The sequence below is a fragment of the Acidimicrobiia bacterium genome (genome assembly GCA_016650365.1).
In the GTDB taxonomy this organism is placed as follows: domain Bacteria; phylum Actinomycetota; class Acidimicrobiia; order Spongiisociales; family JAENVV01; genus JAENVV01.
In genome coordinates this window covers 1-5,704 of sequence record JAENVV010000123.1, presented here as the reverse complement: position 1 = coordinate 5,704, position 5,704 = coordinate 1, and the positions used below count along the sequence as shown (strand labels likewise).

At 61.9% G+C, this 5,704-nt stretch carries 5 protein-coding genes; 2 read left to right on the top strand and 3 right to left on the bottom strand.

What is annotated here, in order from left to right; all coding sequences use genetic code 11:
* Positions 1–2,502 (bottom strand): adenylate/guanylate cyclase domain-containing protein (locus JJE47_07280; protein MBK5267221.1); only part of this gene is annotated, 2,502 nt, incomplete at its 3' end.
* Positions 2,503–2,996: 494 nt separating this feature from the next.
* Here JJE47_07280 and JJE47_07275 point away from each other — a divergent pair.
* The gene (locus JJE47_07275; GenBank protein ID MBK5267220.1) at positions 2,997–3,566 is read left to right on the top strand and encodes a PQQ-like beta-propeller repeat protein; all 570 of its coding nucleotides are present in this window, start codon (positions 2,997–2,999) and stop codon (positions 3,564–3,566) included.
* Between the two features lie 201 nt (positions 3,567–3,767).
* Complete coding sequence (locus JJE47_07270) at positions 3,768–4,067, top strand: aldehyde dehydrogenase family protein (protein ID MBK5267219.1); 300 nt, start codon at positions 3,768–3,770, stop codon at positions 4,065–4,067.
* Between the two features lie 8 nt (positions 4,068–4,075).
* Here JJE47_07270 and JJE47_07265 read toward each other — a convergent pair whose 3' ends face one another.
* Both JJE47_07265 and JJE47_07260 read right to left on the bottom strand, forming a co-directional pair.
* Entirely contained in the window at positions 4,076–4,714 is a 639-nt protein-coding gene (locus JJE47_07265; GenBank protein ID MBK5267218.1) for a hypothetical protein, read from the bottom strand.
* Positions 4,715–4,797: 83 nt separating this feature from the next.
* The gene (locus JJE47_07260) at positions 4,798–5,433 is read right to left on the bottom strand and encodes a hypothetical protein (GenBank protein MBK5267217.1); all 636 of its coding nucleotides are present in this window, start codon (positions 5,431–5,433) and stop codon (positions 4,798–4,800) included.
* Between the last annotated feature and the right edge of the window lie 271 nt (positions 5,434–5,704).

The window sequence follows — 5,704 nt, the reverse complement described above, 5'->3', positions numbered from 1 at the left end:
TGCTTCCACCGCGTAGTGGGTGGGTGCTTGTTCGAGGAGCGGGAGGACGTTGGCTAGGAGTTGGTTGGCTTCGGCGTGGGCTCCCTGGCTGGTCAGCCATCTGGCGAGCCGGTGGCTAGTGTCGATTTGGCCGGGCCGGTAGTGGTGATCGGTGGAGAGGCGGATGCTCTCGCGTAAGAGGGCTTCTCCTTCTTTCGAGTTACCTCGGCGCACCTCGATTTCGCCGAGTTCAGAGAGGCTTTCCGCCAGCCGAGAGTGCATACCCGAATGGCGAAAGAGGTCAGTCGCTCGCCGGGCCATTCCAGCCGCTTCGTCGAGATCGCCGCCAAGTTCAAGGGTCAAGATGGACAGGTTCATCAAGGCTATGCCTTCGCTGGTCGAATCTTCCTTCCTGTGTGCGAGGTCTCTTGCCTCCTCGGTGAGGCGCCTCGCTCCAACAAGGTCGCCGCTCCCTTCGGAGGCGACGGCAACACCGAGGTTGCAGAGCGCCCTAGCCAACCACGAGAATCCACTCGGGTTTTGTTCCTCAAGCTGTCGAAGCATCTGAACTGCCTCCTCCAGGTAGGCTCGGGCCGTGCCGAAATCTTTGGCGAAACTAACAACCCCCGCCGCGACGAGCGCCCTGGCCCGGATGGCGGATGCGACCGAGGCCGAGGTGTCGAACAGACCTTTGATCCAAGCGCCCCCTTTAGGCACGTTGCCCCGAGAAAACCAGTAGATACCGACGGCGGCCAAGAAGCGCATGGCCAGATCGGTTTCGTCCTGGTCGAGGCACCATTCGAGCGTGGCGATCAGGTTCTCGTAATCGCGCTCATAGGCACCAAAGGCGGTGTCCTCATCCGATCGGCCCAATACTTCGAATGATTCGGCCCGTTCAATGTAATAGGTGGCGTGCTTCCTCTGTAGCTGACCCTTTTCCCCGGTTTCGACCAGCTTGCGGTCCGTGAACTGGCGGAGGGTTTCCAGCAGGCGGTAGCGAACCGTGTCGCCCGTCTGATCAGCGACGACGAGTGAACGATCCACCAGGTCGAACAGCAGATCCGCCACCGCAAATGGTTCGATATCGCCGCCCACGCAGATCACCTCGGCCGCCTCCAGGTCGAAGCCGCCCCGGAACACCGACAGCCGCCCAAATAGGTTCTGTCCCGTCTCCGGGAGAAGTTGGTAGGACCAGTCGATGGTCGCTTCGAGGGTCCGGTGGTGAGCCAGATCGTCGCGATGACCGGAGGTGAGCAGCCGAAAACGGTCGTCGAGCCGGGCGGCGATCTGGGCGGGAGACATCACCCCCAGCCGGGCAGCGGCCAGTTCCAACGCCAACGGAATCCCATCCAACAGCCGACAGATCTCCGCCACCGGAGCGATAGTGTCGGCGGTGAGCCGGAAGTCGGGCCGCACGGCAGCTCCCCGCTCGGCGAATAACCGCACCGCTGGAGCACGGATGATCTCGCCTTGACCGGCATCCAACTCCGGGGTCGGCAAGGTCAAGAGCGGATAGGTGACCTCCCCACGGACCCGAATCGGTTCCCGGCTGCTGGCCAACATCCGAACCTCGACCGTGTGGGCGAGCAGGTGACCGGCCACCGCGGCGACCCCGTCGAGGAGGTGTTCACAGTTGTCCAAAACCAACAGGGTGCGTCTGCTTTCCAGGTGTAACCCGACAGTGTCCAACAGCGGCTGGCCGACCACCTCCCGCAGTCCCAACACGGCAGCCACGGCCGGGGCGACCAGCGCCGGATCGTCCAACGGAGCAAGATCCACGAACCACACCCCATCGGGGAACTCGTCGAGGAGTTCGGCGGCCGCCTGGAGTGTCAACCGGGTCTTCCCACCCCCACCCACCCCTGTAACGGTCACCAGCCGGGCACCCCTAACCAGCTTCTCCAGCTCCGCCCGCTCCTGGTCGCGACCCACGAACGAGGTCGGCTGGATCGGCAGATTGTTCAACGTAGCGTCCACCGTCCGCAACGGCGCGAATACAGACGGCAGATCGGTCGAGCACACCTGGAAAATCCTTTCGGGGCGGGAAAGGTCCTTGAGTCGGTGCTCACCCAGATCAACCAAACTGACCCCGTCCGGGAACCCACCCACCACCACCTGCTCGGTCGCCAACGACACCAGCACCTGACCCCCATACGCCGCCGCCATCAACCGGGCCCCCCGATTCAGAGCCGGGCCAAAGAAATCGCCTGCTCGCTCCTCCGCCTCGCCTGTGTGCACCCCCATCCGCACCCTGACCGATAGATCGCCCCAATCGGCGGACCCGAGCATCCGCTGCGCCTCCACAGCCGCCAAGATGGCATCCCCCGCACGAGCGAAAGCAGCCGCGAACGCATCTCCAGCCGTAGAGAACACGTACCCGCCGTGCCGTTCGATCGTCGACCGCATGATCCCGTCATGGAGCGCAAGACAGGACTGCATAGCCGTCGGATACTCCTCCCACAGACGCGTTGACCCCTCAATATCGGTAAACACGAACGTGACCGTGCCAGACGGGCGATCCACTATTGCCTCCTCCCCTGAACCTACCCCGGAACGAGGTCGCCTGGCGGCTTCGGCGCCCACGACCCGACCCATACTCGGCGTTGGATCGGATACTGAAAGAAGGAGTTGGTTGGTTGACTAGTTCTGATAGTTTGGCTCGATGTTGTACAAGGCGTTGGAGACGCATCGGGATGCCGAGGAGGTCGGTTCGATTAGGGATCGGATCGCCGCCCAGCAGAATGTGGCACGGATGGTTGGCGTCGTTTGGGTTTGAACCTTCGGCTCGCGCTCGTATGGGGTTGACCACCGTGCAGACGGTGTCCGAACCGGATCATCCGGGTCGTCGGCCAGTACTTCACCCGAGTCCAAGGCAATGATCCGGCCACCCGCCGTCCAGACCTGTTGCAGCGCCGCCTCCTGAATCGTCAATGATCGAGCGAGACGATCAAGCGAATGGACTACGAGACCCTCAGCGCCGTTGTACCTGATCGCAGCGAGCGCCTCCTACCGGCGCCATCCTGTGGGGCACTGACATCGGAGGCGACGTCACATCCTCTCCCACCCTCGCAAACGGCACCCTCTACATCGGCTCCGGCACCAACGGCCTCTACGCCCTCAACGCCGACACCGGCGCCATCGTGTGGGTGACTGTCACGGGCGGGCCGGTCCACTCCACCCCCATCGTCGCCGATGGCACCGTCTACCTGGGGACCCCCCGCTCCACCCTCATCGGCACCGAACCCACCAACATCTACGCCTACGACGCCAACACCGGCGCCATCCTGTGGGGCACTGACATCGGAGGCGACGTCACATCCTCACCCACCCTCGCAAACGGCACCCTCTACATCGGCTCAGGCACCAACGGCCTCTACGCCTTTGCCATCGACTCTGATGATGACGGTGTCCTCGACGGCGTCGACGACTGCCCGGGGACCGTGCCCGACAGCATCAACCAGGGTGATCTCAAGAACCGCCGCTACGGCGTGGTATGGGGGCCAGGCGTTCGCGTCCGGCGGTGCCGGTGCCCCCACATTCACCATCGCCGACACCCGGGGCTGCTCAGCGGAGCAGATCATCGCTGAGTTGGGGCTGGGAAAGGGCCACCTCAGGTTCGGGTTGAGTCTCAGCGGCCTCCAAAGCTGGGTCGACCAGACCTAGAACATGAGTGCACCGACCGAGGTGAGACCCTCCGCGAATTTCTCGTCCCGGGCGGATCAGATCGTCCCGGTTCTTCCTATAGATCGTTTCGTCGTCCACACTTCAACCACTCTCGAGGTAGCCGAATGGTTGCATTCGACCTGTCAGTTACCGCAGAAAACCAGATCCCGAGCGAAGAAGTAATCGCAGCAGCCAACGACACGCCATATGGCCTGGCCGCCTACTTCTTCGCTCGTGATGTAGGGCGTATCTGGAGGGTGGGCGAAGGCCTCGATTACGGTATGGTCGGCATCAACTCCGGCCTACTTATGACCGAGGTCGCCCCCTTCGGCGGTGTCAAAGAGTCCGGTATCGGCCGCGAGGGTGGTCACGAAGGCCTCGAAGAGTTCCTGGAGACCAAGTACCTCGCCATGGGTGGGATCTAGCCTGGCTCCTATTTCCAGGTCAGTCCGCCGAGCAGTTCATCGACTACTGATTGGAAATCAGTCCAAAGATCGGGCGCGGCGATGGCCAGAATTGTGATGGCCTCACCGTTGACATCAACCATATAGACACGCCCTATATCTCCAACCTCGAACTGAAATGTCTCCAGCTCACCAGGGACTGGATGTGAGTCCTGGACGTTGAACTCGAGATAGGTCGCCGGCAATCCGCCGATCGTCGTGTTCTGCGGCACTTCTGACAGAGTGATCGCTTGTCCGGCCTCCGCGGCCCGCCAGTCGTCGAGCGTCGCCGGCCCCCTTATGGTCAGGAGCAGATACATATTAGAACCGGACCGGCCCTCAAGGTAGAAGATGTCGTTCGTGAAATTTGTGCTCTGTTTCAGACCATGGTTGGCGGGTTTGACGATCGAGAACGGCACGGGAAATGCACCCGAAGAAAAGGCTGCTGGCGCGGCTACGGTGGTCGTCGTCGTGGAAGGTGCTGTCGTGTCGACATGAACCGTAGTGGTCGTCTTGGTCGAGGCCGTGGCAGTCGTTGAAACGGGGACCGTGGTGGCGGCCTCTTCCGTGCTTCCGCAGGCGCCTGCCAGGAGTCCGAAGATCGTCAACAAACCAACAAATCTTTGCATGGTTCCTCCCGTGCGATTCCCTAGGAAGATCATAACCTCCGATGGCTCCTCGCCTCAGAATCAAGCAGGTAACCGTTGGAGACCTAGCCGTTGGGGGTAAGGATCGTCGGGAGTACCGCATCGGCGAGGAACGGTACGAGCGGGTCGAAAGTGTCGCTGTTCTTCAGGCTCCCTTGCACGGTCAGATCCCCAATACGCACGATCAACATGCCGATCAAGCCACCTCCTAGTTCTGCCGGATATTCGCACACGTATCCGGCGGCTTCCTCGCCAACCCCGTCGACGACACCACCTTCGCACCCAGTGGTCAACGAAGCCGCCTCGTCGGTGAAGTCGCCCCGGGCAGGCGAAACGATGACCACGAGGTCGCCTTGTGGTCCGGACCAAAAGCATCGGTGGACGGTCCCGGCATCTTCATATTCGTCCTCGGTCAATGCTCCAAGGGGGGTCCCGGCCGCTGTCTCGGCCGCCTCGTGGCTGACCCCTTCACAGGTACCGACGAAGTCGCCTCCTTCTAGCTCGGCGATCGCGGTCGTGGTGGTCGCAACCGTCGTGGTCGTTTCGAGGGTGCCAGTCGTGGTGGTGGTTGTTTCAGAAGTGGAAGCTACCGTGGCCGATGGCTGGGTGATCGCCGGTTCGGGATTGGCCCCGCTGCTGCATGCGGTAGCCATCAACGCAAACACAATCGTCAATACCATGGGCAAACGGCGTCGCGTCACGTCTAATTCTCCGGGTTATGCCGCACCGAGAATGTTCGGTGTTGGCTAAACGCGACTGTACACCCGGAGCGGCGCGCATGACGCCTTGCCCGAACTGCGGCTCCGCCAGCCGCAAATTCAAGGTTGAACTCGCGAGCAAGGTGCGGATCACAGAAACGGTTCACCATACGATGGACGCATTCACTACGAGAGGCCCTAATGACCAGACGCAAATCAAGATCGACGAACTTCAGTGTCCTGCTAGCGGTGGCGCTCGCCGCAAGCATGATTG

What these genes read in the sequence shown, in the direction of transcription:
- JJE47_07270 (MBK5267219.1), top strand. Translation starts at nt 3,768, where the DNA reads ATGGTTGCATTCGACCTGTCAGTTACCGCAGAAAACCAGATCCCGAGC.
- JJE47_07265 (MBK5267218.1), bottom strand. Translation starts at nt 4,714, where the DNA reads ATGCAAAGATTTGTTGGTTTGTTGACGATCTTCGGACTCCTGGCAGGC.